The organism is Mesorhizobium sp. KR1-2, from assembly GCF_040045035.1.
Lineage (GTDB): Bacteria > Pseudomonadota > Alphaproteobacteria > Rhizobiales > Rhizobiaceae > Pseudaminobacter.
Window position 1 is genome coordinate 142,516 of the sequence record NZ_JBDZDS010000006.1, and the last position, 19,372, is coordinate 161,887.

At 63.7% G+C, this 19,372-nt stretch carries 17 protein-coding genes; 7 read left to right on the forward strand and 10 right to left on the reverse strand.

Going from position 1 to position 19,372, the window contains the following annotated elements; translation table 11 throughout:
- Nucleotides 1-84: 84 nt before the first annotated feature.
- The 4 genes from ABLE85_RS14035 to ABLE85_RS14050 form a co-directional block, all read right to left on the reverse strand.
- The gene (locus ABLE85_RS14035) at nucleotides 85-426 is read right to left on the reverse strand and encodes a hypothetical protein (RefSeq protein WP_348793348.1); all 342 of its coding nucleotides are present in this window, start codon (nucleotides 424-426) and stop codon (nucleotides 85-87) included.
- A 189-nt stretch (nucleotides 427-615) separates the two neighbouring features.
- Nucleotides 616-1,747 (reverse strand): peptide chain release factor 2 gene (gene prfB, locus ABLE85_RS14040; RefSeq protein WP_348793349.1). Its coding sequence is split into 2 segments (ribosomal slippage): nucleotides 616-1,680 and nucleotides 1,682-1,747, totalling 1,131 coding nucleotides; the frame shifts between segments, so codons are not numbered across the junction.
- Between the two features lie 137 nt (nucleotides 1,748-1,884).
- Entirely contained in the window at nucleotides 1,885-4,341 is a 2,457-nt protein-coding gene (locus ABLE85_RS14045) for a penicillin-binding protein 1A (RefSeq protein ID WP_348793350.1), read from the reverse strand.
- 216 nt (nucleotides 4,342-4,557) lie between these two features.
- Nucleotides 4,558-5,778: an N-acetylmuramoyl-L-alanine amidase gene (locus ABLE85_RS14050; protein ID WP_348793351.1), complete on the reverse strand. Its 1,221-nt coding sequence runs from the start codon at nucleotides 5,776-5,778 to the stop codon at nucleotides 4,558-4,560.
- Nucleotides 5,779-6,433: 655 nt separating this feature from the next.
- Between ABLE85_RS14050 and ABLE85_RS14055 the strand changes: the two genes are divergently transcribed.
- The gene (locus ABLE85_RS14055; protein WP_348793352.1) at nucleotides 6,434-9,403 is read left to right on the forward strand and encodes a ribonuclease E/G; all 2,970 of its coding nucleotides are present in this window, start codon (nucleotides 6,434-6,436) and stop codon (nucleotides 9,401-9,403) included.
- 85 nt (nucleotides 9,404-9,488) lie between these two features.
- Here the strand turns inward: ABLE85_RS14055 and ABLE85_RS14060 are convergent, their stop codons facing one another.
- Both ABLE85_RS14060 and ABLE85_RS14065 read right to left on the reverse strand, forming a co-directional pair.
- Nucleotides 9,489-10,418, reverse strand: coding sequence for a glutaminase (locus tag ABLE85_RS14060; RefSeq protein WP_348793353.1), 930 nt, complete (start codon nucleotides 10,416-10,418; stop codon nucleotides 9,489-9,491).
- Between the two features lie 12 nt (nucleotides 10,419-10,430).
- On the reverse strand, nucleotides 10,431-11,579 hold the full coding sequence (locus ABLE85_RS14065) for an aminotransferase class I/II-fold pyridoxal phosphate-dependent enzyme (protein WP_348793511.1): 1,149 nt from the start codon (nucleotides 11,577-11,579) through the stop codon (nucleotides 10,431-10,433).
- 136 nt (nucleotides 11,580-11,715) lie between these two features.
- Between ABLE85_RS14065 and ABLE85_RS14070 the strand changes: the two genes are divergently transcribed.
- From ABLE85_RS14070 to aat, 6 genes are all read left to right on the forward strand, one after another.
- Nucleotides 11,716-13,110, forward strand: a complete 1,395-nt coding sequence (locus ABLE85_RS14070; protein WP_348793354.1) for a M48 family metalloprotease — start codon at nucleotides 11,716-11,718, stop codon at nucleotides 13,108-13,110.
- Nucleotides 13,111-13,264: 154 nt separating this feature from the next.
- A complete protein-coding gene (locus ABLE85_RS14075; RefSeq protein ID WP_348793355.1) occupies nucleotides 13,265-14,080 on the forward strand; it encodes a DsbA family protein in 816 nt (271 codons plus the stop codon).
- 145 nt (nucleotides 14,081-14,225) lie between these two features.
- Nucleotides 14,226-14,657, forward strand: a complete 432-nt coding sequence (aroQ, locus tag ABLE85_RS14080; RefSeq protein ID WP_348793356.1) for a type II 3-dehydroquinate dehydratase — start codon at nucleotides 14,226-14,228, stop codon at nucleotides 14,655-14,657.
- Between the two features lie 29 nt (nucleotides 14,658-14,686).
- Nucleotides 14,687-15,154, forward strand: coding sequence for an acetyl-CoA carboxylase biotin carboxyl carrier protein (accB, locus tag ABLE85_RS14085; protein WP_348793357.1), 468 nt, complete (start codon nucleotides 14,687-14,689; stop codon nucleotides 15,152-15,154).
- A gap of 7 nt (nucleotides 15,155-15,161) precedes the next feature.
- Complete coding sequence (accC, locus tag ABLE85_RS14090) at nucleotides 15,162-16,505, forward strand: acetyl-CoA carboxylase biotin carboxylase subunit (RefSeq protein WP_348793358.1); 1,344 nt, start codon at nucleotides 15,162-15,164, stop codon at nucleotides 16,503-16,505.
- Nucleotides 16,506-16,617: 112 nt separating this feature from the next.
- Nucleotides 16,618-17,235, forward strand: a complete 618-nt coding sequence (gene aat, locus ABLE85_RS14095) for a leucyl/phenylalanyl-tRNA--protein transferase (RefSeq protein ID WP_348793359.1) — start codon at nucleotides 16,618-16,620, stop codon at nucleotides 17,233-17,235.
- Nucleotides 17,236-17,292: 57 nt separating this feature from the next.
- Here aat and ABLE85_RS14100 read toward each other — a convergent pair whose 3' ends face one another.
- From ABLE85_RS14100 to ABLE85_RS14115, 4 genes are all read right to left on the reverse strand, one after another.
- Nucleotides 17,293-17,736: a DUF2155 domain-containing protein gene (locus ABLE85_RS14100; RefSeq protein WP_348793360.1), complete on the reverse strand. Its 444-nt coding sequence runs from the start codon at nucleotides 17,734-17,736 to the stop codon at nucleotides 17,293-17,295.
- A 119-nt stretch (nucleotides 17,737-17,855) separates the two neighbouring features.
- Nucleotides 17,856-18,254: an NADH:ubiquinone oxidoreductase subunit NDUFA12 gene (locus tag ABLE85_RS14105; protein WP_348793361.1), complete on the reverse strand. Its 399-nt coding sequence runs from the start codon at nucleotides 18,252-18,254 to the stop codon at nucleotides 17,856-17,858.
- 149 nt (nucleotides 18,255-18,403) lie between these two features.
- Nucleotides 18,404-18,871, reverse strand: coding sequence for a GNAT family N-acetyltransferase (locus ABLE85_RS14110; RefSeq protein ID WP_348793362.1), 468 nt, complete (start codon nucleotides 18,869-18,871; stop codon nucleotides 18,404-18,406).
- Between the two features lie 7 nt (nucleotides 18,872-18,878).
- Nucleotides 18,879-19,370, reverse strand: coding sequence for a GNAT family N-acetyltransferase (locus tag ABLE85_RS14115; RefSeq protein WP_348793363.1), 492 nt, complete (start codon nucleotides 19,368-19,370; stop codon nucleotides 18,879-18,881).
- Nucleotides 19,371-19,372 lie beyond the last annotated feature (2 nt).

A 19,372-nucleotide genomic window follows, 5' to 3' on the forward strand; every position in this document is an offset into this window, starting at 1 on the left:
CGCGCTCTCTTACAGCCTAGCCGCGCCGAGGACGCCAAATGGCGAACCCGCGCGTCTCCGCCAAGAGCGCGGGCTCCCACCGCATCAGTAGGATTTCGGCGGTACGAACAGACAGACCGTCTTGGTGTTGTTGGCGCCGCCGACCGAGCACCAGTGATATTCGCCGTCCGGCGAGTTGCGTACGCGACTGTCCTTGTAAGCCAGCACCTCGCCGGTGCCGACGATGACATAGCCTTCGGGTCGCTCGCTGATCGCCTTGTTGGGTACTTCGCGGCAATCTATCCCCGAGCAGCAGGATATCGGATATTTCCAGCCGGACTTGGCCTGGTGGGCAAAGCTCGACGGTATGGGTGATACCAGAAAGCCCAGTGAGGCAATTACACTCAAGCGGGCAGCGAAACGGGGCCAATTTGCCGAGCAGAACATGACGTGCTCTCCAAGGTCCCCCTTGTGAAATCCCCCATGTGAAGAAAGCCTCGCCCGGCTGATAAACGAGGGACCGTCAGCGATTGTTCCAACGCCGCTGAACATCCGGCGTGGCCGAAGACCCCAAATGCAAAGAGGCCGCCTCGGTTATCGAGGCGGCCTCAAGTCGTTTCGTTCGGACCGGTGCGATCAGTCGATGTCCGCGACCGCCTGCCCGGATCCACCCTCGATGCGATGCGAGAGCGAGGCTTCCATGAACTCGTCGAGGTCGCCGTCAAGCACGTCCTGCGGGCTCGTGCTCTCCACGCCGGTGCGCAGGTCCTTCACCAGCTGGTAGGGCTGCAGCACGTAGGAGCGGATTTGATGGCCCCAGCCGATGTCCGTCTTGGACGCAGCAGTGGCGTTGGCCGCCTCCTCGCGCTTCTTCAGCTCCTCTTCATAGAGCCGCGCCCTCAGCATGTTCCACGCGGTGGCGCGGTTCTTGTGCTGGGAACGCTCCTGCTGACAGGCCACGACGATACCAGTGGCGATATGCGTGATGCGCACGGCCGAGTCGGTGGTGTTGACGTGCTGACCGCCTGCGCCCGAGGCGCGATAGGTATCGATACGCACGTCGGATTCGGACACATCGATCTCGATCGAATCGTCCACGACCGGATAGACCCAGACGCTGGCGAAAGAGGTGTGGCGCCGTGCGTTGCTGTCATAGGGCGAGATGCGAACCAGGCGGTGCACGCCCGATTCCGTCTTGAGCCAGCCATAGGCGTTATGGCCCTTGATCAGCAGCGTCGCGGACTTGATGCCGGCTTCTTCGCCGTCATGCATTTCCAGCACTTCGACCTTGAAGCGGCGCCGTTCGGCCCAGCGCGTGTACATGCGCAAAAGCATCGAAGCCCAGTCCTGGCTTTCGGTACCACCCGCACCCGCGTGCACTTCGATATAGGTGTCGTTGGAATCCGCCTCGCCCGAGAGCATCGTTTCGATCTGGCGCGCCTTGATCTCGCCCGCGAGCGAGCGGATCCCTGCTTCAGCTTCGCCGACGACGCTCTCGTCGCCCTCTTCCTCGCCAAGCTCGATCAGGCCGATATTGTCGTCCAGCGCCCGCGACAGGCCGGTGATCGCATTGATCGAATCGTCCAGGCTCTGGCGCTCGCGCATCAGCTTCTGCGCTTCCTGCGGATCGTCCCAGAGGCTCGAGTCCTCGGAACGCATGTTCAGGTATTCAAGCCGTTTTAGAGCCTGATCCCAGTCAAAGATGCCTCCTCAGCAGGCTTATGGCCTGCTTGATTTCGTCGACCAGCTTTTCGGTTTCTGCGCGCATGGCAGGTGTCCAGTCCTCTCAGGATGATAGGGGGTTTAGATAGGGGTTCGATTTGGCGCGGACCATAGGCAGGCGTTCCGCCCCTGTAAAGCGAAATGGGCCGGCTTGTTCCGCCGGCCCAGGATCAGGTCAATGCGTCAGTAGAGGCCGCCGCCGCCCTGGATGATGGCCTCGCTAGCCCGCGGCGACAGCGCCTCACCCGAACCGTTGGAGCCGTCGTCACCCATGCCGATGACCCAGTAGCTGTCGGCGGGTCCGGTGCCGGGCTTGAAGGCCTCCATGATGGTGTCCGGCTCGCCCGGATTGGCCTGCATGCCCGTCTTGCGGTTGATGGCCACCACCTTCATGCCTTCCGGCACATTGAAGTCGACCGGCGGCACGCCCTTCATGGCTTCGGCCATGAATTCCTTGAAGATCGGCGCGGCCAGGCCGCCGCCCGTGGCGCCCTTGCCGAGCGACTGCGGCTTGTCGTAGCCCATATAGAGGCCGACCACGAGGTTGGGCGTATAGCCGATGAACCAGGCGTCCTTCTCGTCGTTGGTGGTGCCGGTCTTGCCGGCGATCGGGCGGCCGAGTTCCCTCAGCGTGGTGGCGGTGCCGCGGATGACGACGCCTTCCATCATCGAGGTGATCTGATAGGCCGTCATCGGGTCGAGCACCTGCTCGGAATTGTCGACCAGTTCCGGTTCCGCCTGATCCGACCACTCCGTGGCCACGCAGCCATCGCAGCCGCGCTCGTCATGCTTGAAGACCGTCTTGCCGTAGCGATCCTGGATGCGGTCGATGAGCGACGGCTTGATCTGGCGGCCGCCATTGGCCATCACCGAATAGGCCGAAACCATGCGCATGACGGTGGTTTCGCCGGAACCCAGCGACATGGCGATGTGCGGGGGCATCCTGTCATAGACGCCGAAACGCTCGGCATATTCGGCCACAAGCTTCATGCCCATGTCGTTGGCGAGGCGAACGGTCATCAGGTTACGCGAGCGCTCGATACCGGCGCGCAGCGTCGACGGTCCGGCACCCTTGCCGTCATAGTTCTTAGGCGACCAACTGGTGTTGCCGATGTGGATGGTGATCGGGCCGTCCATGATCACCGATGCAGGCGTATAGCCATTGTCGAGCGCAGCCGCGTAGACGATCGGCTTGAACGAGGAACCCGGCTGGCGCATGGCCTGGGTGGAGCGGTTGAACTCGGATTGCGAGAAGGAGAAGCCGCCGACCATCGCCAGGACACGGCCGGTGTGCGGGTCCATGGCCACCAGACCGCCCGAGACCTCCGGCGGCTGGCGCAGGGAATAGGCGCTTTCGGAGCCGTCGTTCTTCTCCACGAAAACGACGTCGCCCGGCTTCAGCACGTCCGCCGGGGTATTGGCCTTCACGCGCTTGCCGTCCACGACGTGGCGCATGGCAAAGCTCATGTCCTCCTTGGAGATGGTGCCCTTCTTGCGCTCGGCAACAAGCACGCCGGAGGCCTGCCGCCCGGGCTGCAGGCCGATTGCCACGCCCGAAGCGGAGCTGTCGAGCACGACTGCGAGCTGCCACTCCGGAACGTCGTCCAGGCCCTTGACCTCGCCCAGCTTCACGCCCCAGTCGTCGGACATGTCGATATGGGTCACCGGGCCGCGGTAACCGCGCAGGCGGTCGAACTTCAGCAGGCCGTGCTGCATGGCCGAGCGCGCCATGCGCTGCAGCTTCGGATCGAGCGTGGTGCGTACTGAAAGGCCGCCCTCGTAGAGCGCATTCTCGCCGTAGCGCGAAATGATCTCGCGGCGCACTTCCTCGGTGAAATACTCGCCGGCGAACACATAGTTGCCGCTGCGGCGCGGCGTTACGCCCAGCGGCTCGGACTTGGCCTTATCGCCTTCCTCGCGCGAGACGTAGCCGTTCTCGATCATCTGGTCGATCACCCAGTTACGCCGCTCGATCGCGCGGTCGGCATGGCGGAACGGGTGATAGTTGGACGGGCCCTTGGGCAGCGATGCCAGATAGGCAGACTCGGCCACGGTGAGTTCGCCGACCGACTTGTTGAAATAGGTCAGCGCCGCGCCGCCGATGCCATAGGCGCCCATGCCGAAGAAGATCTCGTTCATATAGAGTTCGAGAATGCGGTCCTTCGAATAGGCCTGCTCGATACGGAAGGCCAGGATCATCTCCCTGACCTTGCGCTCATAGGTCTGGTCGGAGGTCAGCAGGAAGTTCTTGGCCACCTGCTGGGTGATGGTGGACGCGCCGACCTGGCGGCGGCCGGAGCCGAAATTCTGAAAGTTGGTGATGACCGCGCGGCCAAGACCAGTGATGTCGATGCCGGGATGGTTGTAGAAGTTCTTGTCTTCCGCCGAGAGGAACGCCGCCTTGACGCGGTCGGGTATCGCCTGGATCGGCAGGAACAGCCGGCGCTCGCGCGCGAACTCGCCCATCAACGCGCCGTCGGAGGCATGAACCCTCGTCGTGACCGGCGGTTCGTACCTAGCCAGCACCTCGTAGTCGGGCAGATCCTTCGTCATGTGGTTGATGTAAAGGGCCGCGCCCGCCGCCATGAGAAGCGCGAGCATGGTACCTATGCCGAAGAAATAGCCGATGAGACGAATCATGCCCGCTCCAGTCCGTGGTTCGGGAATTCCTCTGCAAAAACGACGCCCATCGCAAGACGCTGGAGCCTTCCCAATCCGTTAAGGCCCAGCAATGTCGCGTCGATGTGGGTAAAATGCGGCAATCCCGCCTGATGGTTCCGAACAACTGTCAATAAAGCGCAAAGTGTTGTGCGCGTGCAACGTCCGGATTGGCTGCGGGCACGCAAATTGTCGGCATTATCCGCCCGCCGCCGTCTTTGCGGCCGCGAAGGCGGCCACGGCCCTGGAGATGCTGTCAGCGGCTTTGTCACGCCAGTCGGGATCACGCAGCTGTTCCTCGTCCTGCGGGTTGGACAGGTAGCCGAGCTCGATCAGCACGGACGGAACGTCGGGTGCCTTGAGCACACGGAAGCCAGCCGAGCGATGCGGATTGTTGATGAGGCCGACGCTGTTCGACAGCTCGCCGACCAGAGAATGGGCAAATTTCAGCGAGAAGCCGTGCGTCTCGCGCCGGATCAGATCGATCAGGATGTCCGCAACTTCCTGCTTCTCGGTCTCGATCTCTATGCCGGCGAGCTGGTCGGAAAGGTTTTCGCGGTCGGCGAGCGCCTGGGCCTCGGCGTCAGACGCCTTCTCGGAGACCGTATAGATGGTCGCGCCGCGAATCCCCTTGAGGCGAATCGTGTCGGCGTGGATCGAGATGAACAGGTCGGCCTCGTGCGACCGGGCGATCCGCACGCGCTCGTCGAGGCGCAGGAACTCGTCCTGCTCGCGCGTCATGTAGACGTCGTAATTGCCGCTTTCGGCGAGCTTGGCGCGCAACTCCAACGCAAAGGCCAGGGTGATCGTCTTCTCGACCGTACCGTTCATCCCTTCCGCGCCGCCGTCGATACCGCCATGCCCGGGGTCGATGACGACGGAAAAGCGCTTGGCGTGCGGTTCCTGGGCCAGACGGTCCGTCTTGACCGTGGTGGTCGAGGCGGTGGTCTGGGCCTGGACCGCCAGCGCCTCCTCGAACTGGCGCTCGGACGCGGCACTGATGTCGACGGCCATCCGGTAGCCGGGCGAATCCTCGTTGGCCAGCATGTCGACCTTGTCGACCGTGAACGGTCCCATGGCGGTGAGGATGAGGCGAGACATGCCCTCGCCGACCTGGCCGTAACGGACGGCCTTGATCAGCCCTTTCGCCTTCAACTCATTGGCGTCGAGCTTGAAACTTGCTTCGGGAATATCGATCACCAGCCGGTGAGGTCCGCGCAGCAGCAGCCATTTGGGCTCCGGCTCGCGGTCGAAATTGATCACGACGCGCATATGGACGGCGTCGCCTGCCATCTTGTAGCCCGTCACCTCGACGGGCTCACCCCCGGCGGCAAAGGACAGGCGTGCGAGACCAGCCAGCAAAAACAGCAGGGCCAGGCCGATGGAAACGACCCCGCGACTGACATCGGCAAGTCTCATTTCCACTGTTGAAGCACCCGTTTCCGACCGATTTCCTGGTATTCGCGCGGCCGAAATGGCCCAAATACCGATTAAGGATTGGTAACGGGATAAGGTTAACCAAGCGTTTTTTCAGGCCTGGCTTAAATCGCCGACATGGTGCAACCGCTTTTGCCGACAACAGAAATCAGGGTTGCTTTGGACCCCGGCAAATCATAAAAGCGACAGTGGACCATCGCAATGCCTGGAACTGCCGCGGCGCAGTTTCCATATTGGGTCAAGCGACGAAAAAGCAGTTCCAATCGCGGCGGCGATTCAAGGGCTTGAGATGGTCGCGACGGATTTCGCGAAGGTGTTTCCGCAAGTGTGGGAATTCCTTGGCGTGAGGAAAACGGCCGGAACCGAGGTTCCGCGCTGGCTCAGTACGAGCAAAAAGCTGGTCCGGGTCTTCCGGGCTGTGGTTCAAAGTGGTTCGCAAGGTCACCGATGGCTTTAGGCGCAATCTTGGGTAGACCCGCACAGTACCGCGCCAATCCGGCTGCGGGCGGGTCGCCCATCGCGCGTTGGCATCGTCCGGCGAACCCTCAAGTGTCCGGCACGCATCACTCTCCCACCAGGCGGCAGCGCGTTTCGCTGCCGATGACACGGTTGATGCCGGCCGGCAGGAAACAAGATAATGCCCAACAAGATGTTAGTAGATGCCTCCCACCCGGAGGAAACACGGGTTGTCGTCGTTCGCGGTAACCGTATCGAAGAATTTGATTTTGAATCCCAGGACAAGAAGCAGCTCAAAGGAAACATCTATCTCGCCCGCGTAACGCGGGTCGAACCCTCCCTTCAGGCCGCCTTTGTCGAATATGGCGGAAACCGTCACGGTTTCCTCGCCTTCAGTGAAATTCATCCCGACTACTACCAGATCCCGGTTGCCGACCGGCAGGCGCTTCTGCGCGCCGAGGCCGAAGAGCATGAGGATGAGGACGAAGACGGGAACGGAAATGGCGACGGCGAAGAGCGCCAGGAGCGCAATCGCGGTCGCAAGCGGCGGCGCGGCGGCAAGAATCGCGGCCGCGGCGGCGATGAGCAGCGCCTGAGCGCCGACTCTTCTGAGGAAGGCGCAACCGCCTCTGCCAGCGACGACGAAACGGAAGAGCATGACGAGCACGCCGGCGAGGAAGCCTCCGAGGCCGAAGCGCCGCGCGAAGACGTCGTCGCCGGTGGCGAGACGGCGCAGGACGCAACCACCCAGGAAGAGAACGATTCCGACGAAGCGAGCGAATCGGGCCCGACGTCCATCGCAGCCGCGGTGGACGCGGACGTCGTTTCGGAGCCTGCGGGCGAGGCAATCGCCGCCGAACGCGCTTCCGACAAAGAGGCGACCTCGTCGGAAGACGAGCATCGCGGCGTGATCGAGGAAGTCGCCGGCTCGCACGACGACGACCACGGCATCGAAGTCGTCGGCGCCGAGGACGCGATGGAGGAAATGCGCAGCCGTCGCAAGCCGATGCGCCGCCATTACAAGATCCAGGAAGTGATCAAGCGCCGCCAGATCCTGCTGGTGCAGGTGGTCAAGGAAGAGCGCGGCAACAAAGGCGCCGCACTCACGACCTATCTGTCGCTGGCCGGCCGCTATTCCGTGCTGATGCCGAACACCGCCCGCGGCGGCGGCATTTCGCGCAAGATCACCAATGCACAGGACCGCAAGCGCCTGAAGGAAGTGGTGCAGGAACTCGAGGTGCCGCAGGGCATGGGCGTGATCCTGCGCACCGCCGGCGAAAGCCGCACCAAGGCCGAGATCAAGCGCGACTACGAATATCTGATGCGGATGTGGGAAAACGTCCGCAGCCTGACCTTGCAGTCGGTGGCCCCTGCCCTCGTCTATGAGGAAGGCAGCCTGATCAAGCGCTCGGTGCGCGACCTCTACAACAAGGACATCGACGAAATTCTCGTCGCCGGCGAGGAAGGCTACCGCGAGGCCAAGGACTTCATGCGGATGCTGATGCCGAGCCACGCCAAGGTGGTTCAGCCCTACCGCGACACCACGCCGATCTTTGCACGCAACGGCATCGAGGCTCAGCTCGATCGCATGCTGCAACCGCAGGTGACGCTGAAATCCGGCGGCTACATCATCATCAACCAGACTGAGGCGCTGGTTGCCATCGACGTCAACTCGGGTCGTTCCACGAAGGAGCATTCGATCGAGGACACCGCCCTCCAGACGAACCTGGAAGCGGCAGAGGAAGTGGCGCGCCAGCTGCGGCTGCGCGACCTGGCCGGCCTGATCGTCATCGACTTCATCGACATGGAGGAGAACCGCAACAACCGTGCGGTGGAGAAGCGGCTCAAGGATCATCTCAAGAATGATCGCGCGCGCATCCAGGTCGGCCGCATCTCGCATTTCGGCCTGATGGAAATGTCGCGCCAGCGCATCCGTGCCAGCGTGCTCGAATCGACGATGAAGCCCTGCCCGCATTGCGGCGGCACCGGGCACGTCCGCTCCGATTCGTCGGTCGCGCTGCTGGTGGTGCGTGCCATCGAGGAATTCCTGCTCAAGGATTCGCGTCACCACATCACCGTTCGCACGCCTGCGGCCACCGCCTTCTATGTGCTCAACCACAAGCGCAGCACGCTTGTGGAGATGGAGCAGCGCTTCGGCCTGACCATCTCGATGGAGCCTGACGATTCGATCGGCTCGCAGCATTATGCGATCTCGCGCGGCGCCGTGGTCGAAAAGCCGGTGGTCCCGCAGCCCGTTCTGCCTGCGCCCATCTACATCGAGGACGAGGAGATAGAGGAAGAAGTGATCGAGGCCGAAGAGGCCGAGACCGCTCAGGCCGAGGAACAGCCCGCCCACGCCGAGAAGGCCGAGGAAGGCGACCACCGCGACCGCAAGCGCCGCAAGCGCCGCCGTCGGCGTGGCGGAAAGGATCGCGACCGCGAGCAGGCCGCTCCGACCGAAGCCGGGACTGTTTCCGAGGAAGCGGCCGGTGGCGAAGAGGAAGAGGCCATCGGCGAGCAGACCGAGGCTGAGGCCGCTTCTGCCGGCGATGGCGATGAAGCCGAGCGCAAGAAGCGCCGTCGCGGTAAGCGTGGCGGCAGACGCAACCGCAAGGAAGACGGTGAGGCCGGTCTGACGGACGAGGCGCCCTCGACCGAAGCCGGCGAAGGCGAGGAAGCCGAAGAAGGCAACGTGGCGGCACCGGCAGCCGAAATGATCGAACCGGCGACGGAAGCCGTTGTGGTCGAAATCGCGCCGGCTGAAGAGGCCGCCGTCGAGGAAGCCTCGGCCGAGAAGCCAAAAAAGGCTCCCCGCCGCGCGTCGCGCTCGAAGAAGGCCGTGGCCGAAGAGGCTGCCGTGACCGAATCCGTGGCAGCGGAAGCCGAGGCTGCTCCGGCAGAAGAAAAGCCTGCCAAGAAGCCGCGCGCCTCGCGCCGCAAGACGGCGGAGCCGGCCCCTGCCCCGGCAGCGGAGACCGCGCCCGAGGCGCCGGCCGAAGCGGAAGCCGCCGCAGTGGAGGTGGAACCTGCCGCCCCCGCCGCGGAACCGCAGCCGGTGGCTCCGGAGCCCGAGCCGGTCGCGGCCGAGGAGCCGCAGCAGGACGACAAGCCGAAGAAGGTCGGCTGGTGGCAGCGCAAAAGCTTCTTCTAAGCAACTGCGGCCCTAAAACCTGAATAAAGAAAATCCCGCGTCACCAAGTGGCGCGGGATTTTTCTTGAGGGCCCAAAACTGTCGGTCAGGGCGCGAAGACGGACCAGTTCATCGTCTTGGCGAGCTTTTCCAGGGCGATCGAACCCAGTTTGGAGTTGCCGTTCTCGTTGAGGCCGGGCGACCACACCGCAATGGAAGCGACGCCCGGCACGATGCCCAATATGCCGCCGCCGACGCCGCTCTTGGCCGGGATGCCGACCCGGAAAGCGAAATCGCCCGAGCCGTCATAGTGACCGCAGGTCAGCATCAGCGCCAGGATGCGGCGGGCGCGCTCGGTGGACACGACGGAATGACCCGTCGCGGGATTGCGGCCGCTATGGGCGAGGAAACGACCCGCCAGGGCCAGCTGCCGGCAGCTCATGGCAATGGCGCAGTGGTGAAAATAGACGCCCAGCGCCAGTTCCGGCGCATGCGAGAGATTGCCGAAGGCCTTCATGTAGTTGGCCAGCGCCACGTTGCGGAAGCCCGTCGCCTGCTCCGAGGCCGCCACCTCCCTGTCGACGATGATCGCATCGTCGTCGGCCAGGAACTGGATGAAGCGCAAGATTTCGCCGATCGCCTCGCGCGGCTGATGCCCTCCCAGCAGCACGTCGGTCACCACGATCGCACCAGCATTGATGAAGGGATTGCGCGGGATTCCCCCTTCCTTCTCGAGCTGGACGATCGAATTGAACGGGTTGCCCGACGGCTCGCGGCCAACCCGCCGCCACAGCGCATCGCCGACCTTGCCCAGCGCCAGCGTCAGCGTGAACATCTTGGAGATGCTCTGGATGGAGAACGCCTCGTCGGCGTCGCCGGCGGTGATGACGCGCCCGTCCGTCAACGCCACCGAGATGCCGAATCGCTGGGGGTCTATCTTGCCGAGCTGCGGGATATAGCTTGCAACCTCGCCCCGGTCGGTCCACTCCGCCATCTCGGCGGCGAGCGCCGGCAGCACGTCCTCCAGGTTCGCCACGGCCTTCTCCCCCTACTTTAGCCAGCGTTCGATGCGCGCGACCGCCTCGACCATGCCGTCGTGGCTGCCGGCATAGGACAGGCGCATGAAACGGTGGCCCGACTGCATGTCGAAGTCGCGCCCAGGCGTCCCCGCCACATGGGCCTCGGCGAGCATGCGCCGGGCGAATTCCATGCTGTCGTTGGTGAGCCGCGAGACATCGCAAAAGGCGTAGAAGGCGCCATCCATGGGCGCAGCAAGCGCGAAGCCGAGTTCCGGCAGCCGCTGCATCAGGAGCGCGCGGTTCCAAGCATAGCGTGCCTTCACAGCTTCCAGTTCCTGCGTCGCCTTGAACGCCTCGACCGCCGCCACCTGCGAAAGCTCCGGCGCGGAGATGTAGAGGCTCTGCTGGATGCGCTCGATCGGCCGTATCAGCTTTTCGGGCAGCACCATCCAGCCGATGCGCCAGCCGGTCATGCAGTAGTATTTCGAGAAGGAGTTGATGACGGTCACATCCTTGCCGAGCGAGAGCGCCGTGACGTCGGGCCCGGCATAGGAAAGCCGGTGGTAGATCTCGTCGGAAATCACTGAAATGCCGAGATTTTCCGCCCTCGCGATCAGCTCGGCCAACTCCTTTTCGGGGATAATGGCGCCGGTGGGGTTGGCCGGGCTGGCAAACAGCACGCCCTTCAGCGGCTTGCGCTTGTGCGCGGCTTCCAGATGGTCGGCGGTGAGATAGGGAGTGTCCTCCATCTCGATCTCGACCACGTCGATGCCCAGCGCGCCCATGATGTTCCGGTAGGCCGGATAGCCCGGCGCCACGACCGCCACGCTGTCGCCCGGATCGAACATCGCCAGGAACGCCAGGTTGAAGGCGGCCGACGACCCGGTGGCTACCGCGATCCGCCCCGGCGAAACCTCGACGCCATAATGCTCCGCATAGTGAGCGGCGATCGCCTCCCGCAACGCGGGGACCCCGAGCGCGTCGGTATAGCCGATGCGGCCGTCGCGCAGCGCGCGCGCCGCCGCCTCGCGGACTGCCGCCGGGGCAGGATCGGAAGGCTGGCCGACCGCCATCGAGATGACCGGCACGCCAAGCGCCTTCAGCCGATTTGCCTCGGCCAGAACGTCCATCGCGTGGAACGGCTCGACATCACCGCGTTTGGAAAGCGCAACCACCATTTCTTTCACACCCGTCTCAGCTTGCCGCCTTTGGCAATGCCGCACAAATGCCCGAATGATATGGGGATCACAAGTTCACGAAGATTTGTTACCACGCTTTTCATCTTCCCTTTGCTCGTCTACCGGTGGTTTCACTATGCAATCAGAGTTTTTCTCCGCACTGGTTTCGAAAACCACCCGTTCCATCGTAGCCGTTTCCCTGGCCGCAGCCCTTACGGTCACAGCGTCTGCGACGGCTTTTGCGCAAAGCGGGGTCTCGGTCGTGCGCGATGCGGAGATCGAGGCGCTGGTGCGAGACTATGCCAGGCCGATCTTCAAGGCCGCCGGCCTCAAGTCGGGCATCGATATCATCCTGGTGAACGACCGCAGCTTCAATGCCTTCGTGATCGGGCGGCGCATGTTCATCAACACCGGCGCCCTGCTCCAGTCCGAAACGCCAAACGAGATCATCGGCGTCATCGCCCACGAGGCCGGCCACATCGCCGGCGGCCACCAGCAGCGGCTGCGCGAGCAGCTTGAGCGGGCGCAGACCATGGCAATCGTGTCGACGCTGCTCGGCGCGGGCGCGGTCGTGGCCGGGGCTGCGACCAATTCGGGCGAATTGGCTCGGGCCGGCGGCGGCATCGCCATCGGCGGCGGCGAGATGGCGCGGCGCGGCCTGCTGGGCTACCAGCGCACCGAAGAGGCGACGGCCGACCGCTCCGCGATCAGCTATCTCCAGGCGACCGGCCAGTCCGCCAAGGGAATGCTGACCACGTTCAAGCGGTTCCAGAGCGCTCTCTCGCTCTCCGGCGCGCGGGTCGACCCCTATCAGATCAGCCACCCGACACCGCAGGACCGCATCGCCAACCTCCAGCAACTGGCGACCAGCAGCGCGTATTTCGACCGCAAGGACTCGCCCGAACTGCAGCTGCGCCACGACATGATGCGCGCCAAGATCGCCGTCTACACCGACGGCCAGGCCGGGGCATCGCGCCTGTTCCGCAAGGATCCGCGCGGGCTGGCGGCGCAATATGCCGACGCCATGGCAACAAACCTCTACGGCAACCCGCGCTCGGCCGTGTCCAAGGTCGACGCGCTGATCAAGCAGCAGCCCAAGAACCCCTATTTCTACGAACTGCGCGGCGATGTGCTGATGAAGGCCAACCAGCCGGCCCAGGCGGCAGAGGCCTTTGCGACGGCCGTGCGCCTCGACCCGGTCAAGTCCGGAATCCTTCCCGTGTCATACGGCCAGGCGCTGCTGGCCGTGGGTACGCCGGATGCGGCGAAAAAGGCCATCACACAGATCCGCCAGGGCCTGGACAAGGACCCTGAGAATGCGGAGGCCTATCGCTATCTGGCGCAGGCCTACGGACAGCTCGGGGACATCGCGGAAGCCGAACTGGCGACCGCCGAAGGCCACTACTACGCCGGCGAATACCAGGATGCGAAGATCTTCGCCGCCCGGGCGCAACAGAAATTCAAGCCGGGCGCTCCAGGCTGGGTGCGTGCACAGGACATCATCAACTTCAAGCAACCCAAGAAGAAGTGATCGCCGGCACCGCGCGGCAGGCAACTTTTTACCCGGCACAAGGCGTTTTTGCCTCTCGGAAGCCAAACTCCTGCTATGGAATGGCGACTCGGCGAACACTCCCACGCCACGCGCCCACCCAGTAGGCACCAGAATTCAGGCAAGGATAGATATCATGAACAAGGCAGTTCTATTGGGCACCACCGGAATCGCAATCGCAGGCGCGATGCTGGCCGCTGGCTTCCAGGCGGGCCGCACGCCGGCAACCGATTCCATGACGGTTTCGCAGATCGCCACGACGGCTGCTGCCGGCCACCTCGACCGCAAGGAAGTAGAGACCATCGTGCGCGAATACCTGCTTGCCAACCCCGAAATCCTGTACGACGTCCAGCAGGCACTGGAGGAAAAGAAGCAGGAAGAGCAGCGCGTTGCGCATCTGTCGGTGATCAAGGAGGCCAAATCCGAAATCTTCCACTCGGCCTATGACGGCGTCGTCGGAAACCCCAACGGCAAGGTCACCATCGTCGAGTTCTACGATTACAATTGCGGCTACTGCAAACGGGCACAGCAAGACATGCTGGCACTCACCAAGGCCGATCCGGACCTGCGCTTCGTGTTGAAGGAGTTCCCGATCCTCGGACCCGATTCGCAGAAGGCCCATGTCGTCTCCATGGCGTTCCGCGCGCTTGAGCCGGAAAAGTACGCCGAGTTCCACAACCAGCTCCTCGGCGGCAAGGGTCACGCCGATGAGGCCGCAGCGATCAAGATCGCATTGTCGCTGGGCGTGGACGAGGCGAAGCTGCGCGAGGAGATGAAGAACCCCGCCATCAAGCAGGCGTTCGCCGAAACATACGACCTTGCCAACAAGCTTTCGATTAGCGGAACGCCCTCCTATGTGGTCGGCAACGAGGTGGTGTTCGGCGCGCTCGGCAAGGACGCGCTGGCCGAGAAAATCACCGACGCCAAGGCCTGCCTCGACGCAGGCTGCTGATTTTGGCCTTGAGCGAGGGGCAACGGCCAGGAAAAGCGCGCGCTTGTGGACAAGAACGCCCTTGCGGTCTTTTCGCAGCCGTTCAAGACAATTATAGAGATTGCGGCGTGTCGGTTGGCAATCGGCGCGGGGAAAGGTCCATATATTGAAAACGGTCTACGTTTTGAACGGCCCAAATCTCAACGCGCTGGGCAAGCGCGAACCCGGCATCTATGGCGGCATGACCCTGTCTGCCATCGAGGATGACTGCCGCAAGGCCGGCGCCGAACTCGGTCTCGCCATCGAGTTCCGCCAGTCCAACCATGAAGGCGATCTGGTCGACTGGATCCAGGAAGCCGGCGACAAGGCCGCCGGCATCGTCATCAACGCCGGCGCCTACACGCATACATCCATCGCCATCCACGACGCCATCCGCGCGGTTTCGCTGCCGGTGGCGGAAGTGCATCTTTCCAACATCCATGCACGTGAGCCGTTCCGCCACGTCTCCATGATCGCGCCGGTCGCGGTCGGGATGATCTGCGGTTTCGGCCCACTCGGCTACACACTGGCGCTCAAGGCGCTCGCCGACCGCCTCTGAGCGGCCGGTCCAAAAGAGAAGGCTCCAATATGTCGATAAAAAAGACCGGTGTTGACCAGCAGCTGATCCGCGATCTGGCGGGCATCCTGAACGACACCAACCTGACCGAGATCGAGGTCGAGCTCGGCGACCTGAAGCTGCGCGTCTCGCGCCATGCGCCGGCGGTGCATGCCATCGCCGCCCCGGCTTCCCATGCCGCCCTGCCGGCACCGGCCGCTGCGCCGCAGACCGCAGCTCCGGCAGCCCCGGCCGCCGACCTGTCCAAGAACGCAGTGCCCTCGCCCATGGTCGGCACCGCCTATCTGTCGCCCGCTCCCGGCGCCGCGCCGTTCATCGAAGTCGGCCAGACGGTCAAGGAAGGCCAGACGCTGCTGATCATCGAAGCCATGAAGACGATGAACCAGATCCCCTCGCCGCGCTCCGGCACGATCAAGGCTATCCTGATCGAGGACGCGCAGCCGGTGGAATACGGCATGCCGCTGGTCGTCATCGAATAGGTCCGGGATGTTCCAGAAGATACTCATCGCCAATCGCGGCGAAATCGCCCTCCGGGTCCTGCGTGCCGCCAAGGAACTTGGCATCAAGACCGTCGTCGTGCACTCGACCGCAGATTCCGACGCCATGCATGTGCGCCTGGCCGACGAAAGCGTATGCATCGGCCCGCCGCCGTCGCGCGACAGCTATCTCAACATCCACCAGATCGTTGCGGCCTGCGAGATCACCGGCGCCGACGCCGTGCATCCGGGCTACGGCTTCCTGGCCGAGAACGCCAAGTTCTCCGACATACTGGCGGCCCACAACATCACCTTCATCGGCCCTTCGGGCGACCATATCCGCACCATGGGCGACAAGATCGAAGCCAAGCGCACGGCCAAGCGCCTCGGCATTCCGGTGGTGCCTGGCTCTGACGGAGCGATCTCCGACGAGACCGAGGCCAAGCGAGTCGCTGCCGAGATCGGCTATCCGGTCATCATCAAGGCTTCCGCCGGCGGCGGCGGCCGCGGCATGAAGGTGGCCCGCAGCGAAGCCGACCTGGTCGAGGCCCTGCACACGGCACGCTCGGAAGCGGGGGCAGCCTTCGGCGACGATGCCGTCTACATCGAGAAGTATCTCGAGAAGCCGCGCCACATCGAGATCCAGGTGTTTGGTGACGGCGCCGGCAAGGGTGTCCACCTCGGCGAGCGCGACTGCTCGCTGCAGCGCCGCCACCAGAAGGTCTGGGAAGAGGCCAACTCCCCCGCCCTCAACGAGGAGGAGCGCACCCGCATCGGCGAGATCTGCGCCAAGGCTGTGGCCGATCTCGGCTATTCCGGCGCCGGCACGGTGGAGTTCCTTTACGAGAACGGGGAGTTCTACTTCATCGAGATGAACACCCGCCTTCAGGTCGAGCATCCGGTGACCGAAGCGATAACCGGCATCGATCTCGTGCATGAGCAGATCCGCGTCGCATCCGGCGGTGGCCTGTCGGTGAGGCAGGAAGACATCCGCTTCCAGGGCCATGCGATCGAGTGCCGCATCAATGCGGAAGACCCGCGCACCTTCGCGCCCTCGCCCGGCACGATCACGCATTTCCACACGCCCGGCGGCCTTGGCATCCGTGTCGATTCCGGCGTCTATTCCGGCTATCGCATCCCGCCCTACTACGACAGCCTGATCGGCAAGCTGATCGTGCACGGCCGCAACCGCGTGGAATGCATGATGCGTCTGCGCCGCGCGCTCGACGAATTCGTGGTGGACGGCATCAAGACGACGTTGCCGCTGTTCCGCGAACTGGTCGGCAATATCGATATCGCCAATGGCGACTACGATATTCATTGGCTGGAAAAACACCTTGCCGCCACGGAATAGCGTATAATCGGCCCGGACCGACCGTTCGGGCACAGAACATGCGCAGGACCGACAGGCCGAAACATCATCACGGCGCCCGCCCCGCGGGCGCCGATGACGCGGGTGCCGATCGATGAGCCGCCCTTTCGCCCCAGGCTACCGCATTCCGCCCGAGCTGCTGCTCAAGGCCTATGCGTCGGGCGTCTTCCCCATGGCCGAGAACGCCAACGACCCGGAAGTCTTCTGGGTGCGCCCGGAGACGCGCGGCATCATCCCGCTCGACACGTTCCACGTGCCGAAAAGCCTGCGCAAGACGATGCGCCAGCACCTCTTCGACATTCTCATCGACACCGATTTCGCCGGCGTGATCGACGGCTGCGCAGAAGCGCGTGTCGAACGCGAGACCACCTGGATCAACGGGCCGATCCGCGAAGCCTACATCCGCCTGTTCGAGCTTGGGCATTGCCATTCGGTGGAAGCCTGGCGCGACGGCCGGCTCGTCGGCGGCCTCTATGGCGTCAGCCTTGGCCGGGTCTTCTTCGGCGAGAGCATGTTTTCCAGGGAAACCGATTCGTCAAAGGCCTGCCTCGTGCGGCTGGTCGAACGGCTCAATGAACGCGGTTTCGCGCTTCTCGACACCCAGTTCACCACCGACCACCTGAAGCGCTTCGGCGCGATCGACGTGCCGCGCGCCAAGTACGAGAAGATTCTGGAGGAAGCCCTTCAGGGCGAGGCGAGCTTCTATCCCTGAGGATCACGACGCACGAATTCCGAAGCTGTATGCAGCCCAGCGTCGCTGACGGATTGCTCAGTTGGTCTTTGACGCTTCCGGCGCCGGCACGTCGGACTTGGCCTTGCAGCCCTTCAGCCAGACGTCATAGATGGCATGCTCGACCGCATTGAGACCGGGGCTTTCAGCGAACATCCAGCCAGTGAAGATGCGGCGGATTTTCCGATCCAGCGTGATTTCGTCGACCTCGACGAAGGAATCGGTCTGCGGCTCCTCGCCGTCCGGCCGCGAATAGCATACGCGCGGCGTGACCTGCAGCGCGCCGAACTGGACCGTCTCGTCGACATAGACGTCGAAGGTGATGATGCGGCCCGTGATCTTGTCGATGCCGGCAAACTCCGCGACCGGGCTGCTGATGCGCTCCGCACTTGCAGGGGACATGAGCGCGGCAAACGCCACGGCCGACGCCGCCCAGACGGTTGCAGCCCGTTTGCCCAGCGAAATCCGACCGAAAATCGTCATGTGAAAAATACCGGAAGTTGCGCCTCGGACAGATTTGGTCCGCCAAGGCATGTCGCCCCATCAATCAACAAGCGGTAACCGCAAAATGTGGCGAGAAAACACCTCCGCCGGCGCGCGGATCACGCGCCGGGCGTCCAGGCGTCGTAGTCGCCGGTAACCACGGGCCGGTGGCCGGTGCCCAGCACCGAACCCTTCGGGCGGTATGCGGCCGACGTGCCGGTGAGGTTCGACTGGTGCGGCTTCTGCCAGGCACGCGGCTGATAGTCTTCCTTGGACGGAGGCGTGTCGACGCGGTGATGCATCCAGCCGTGCCAGCCGGCCGGGATCTTGGACGCCTCGGCGATGTCCTTGTAGATGACCCAGCGGCGGGTGCGGCCTTCGGAATCGGTGCCGCCCTCGTAATAGATGTTACCCCACTCGTCGCGGCCCACCTCGGTGCCGTGACGCCAGGTATGGAAACGGGTTCCGAGCGTCTGCCCATTCCACCAGGTAAAAAACTGCAGCAAGAACTTCTTCATCGGATTCCTCGCGGCCGAAGCGCGTCGATCAACTGGATGCCTTATGGCGCTCACGGGGCCTGATGGCAAGGGTTTAGGGACATTTGTGGGCTTTTTGTACCACGCTGGTACCATTGGCGAAGCCGTTGACCCCGCCCTCGAAGAAGTCGCTAAAGCTTCAGCTTGAAGCCCGCATGGCTCTGCTCGAAGCCGAGCCGCATGTAGAAGCGATGGGCGTCGGTGCGCTTGAGGTTCGAGGTCAGGTGGATGGTGCGCGCGCCGGCGGCGGCCCCTTGCGCGATCGCTTGCTTGATCATGCGCGCGCCGATGCCGCGGCCACGCATGTCCTCGCGCGTCTGCACGGCCTCGATTCGCAGCGTCGCAGCCCCTCTGCCGGTCATGCTGACGATCAGCGTCGTCTGGAACGTTCCGACGACTTCTCCGTCCAGTTCGGCCACGTACAGTTCGTCATTGGGGCTTGCGGCGATCGTATCGAAAGCCTTTTCGTAGAGCGGCAGCGCCTCGGCATCCGTCGTGTCGCTATGGCCGCCGAGCGCATCGGCCGCGAACAAGGCCGCGATTGCAGGGATGTCGGTACGGCGCGCCGGCCGGATGAGCACTTCGCTTACGTCGGCCATGCGCGCCCTACCCGATGCGTTTCTCGCAGTTGTATATGGCCAGGCCGGATGCATGCACGGCCTTGCCTGCCTCTCCATCGAGGACGGCAAAGCCGCTGGCCTTGTAGAAGGCCACAGCCCGATGATTGTCGACGACGACCTCGAGACGCAGCCTCTCGGCCCCCGGAAAAGACTCCTCGATCTCCGACAAGAGCGCTGTGCCGATGCCGGAGCGCTGGAATGCCGGCCGCACATAGAGGCGCTTGAGCGTGACGGTCTTTCCGTCCTCGCTCGCCGTGGCATAGGCGACGCCGCCGAGCGTCTTGCCGTCATCGGCGACGAGAAACTCCGAACGCGGCTGAGCCAGATTGGCTTTCAGCAACGGGATCGAGTGCCACTCGTCGGTGATCTCGGTTACCCGTCGCTCGCCATAGATGTCGTCATAGGTCGCGTGCCATGTCTCGACCAGCAGCGCACGGATAGCCGCCAGGTCGCGTTCGCTCGCGGAACGGACAAACATCG